Raw genomic sequence first — 484 nt, forward strand, 5'->3', positions numbered from 1 at the left:
CTGTGAAACTGTAGAATCGCTTGGTTTAAAGACGCAAAAAAGCACAGATCATTTATATACTTCAACAGTGTTGGATGAGGTACTTTCCATAAAAACGTATTACGAGAGAAAATATTTACTGCACGATAAAAACATCAATTACATCCAGTTTTCTTTTGATTAGATGAATACAAACTTTTACGAACAGGTTTACGAAGTTGCACGACTTATCCCGAAGGGAAGGGTTACGTCTTTCGGCGCCATTGCAAAAAGTTTGGGTGCAGCGAAATCCTCTAGAATGGTGGGAACCGCAATGAGCGTTTCGCACTTAGCTCATCCCGCTGTTCCGGCGCATCGGGTGGTAAACCATAGTGGATTACTCACTGGAAGGTTTCATTTCAATCCGCCAGAACTAATGGAAGAATTGTTACTTAAGGAGGATGTAAAGGTGGCGGACAATAAGGTAGTCGACTTTAAAACACTGTTTTGGAATCCAATGGAAGAA

At 40.9% G+C, this 484-nt stretch carries 1 protein-coding gene; it reads left to right on the forward strand.

The annotated features are described in order from the left end of the window. Window positions 1-163: 163 nt before the first annotated feature. Window positions 164-484: MGMT family protein (locus GBG68_RS13940; protein ID WP_152148397.1), on the forward strand; the 321-nt coding region annotated here is incomplete at its 3' end.

The organism is Alkalilimnicola sp. S0819, assembly GCF_009295635.1.
Lineage (GTDB): Bacteria > Pseudomonadota > Gammaproteobacteria > Nitrococcales > WHIW01 > S0819.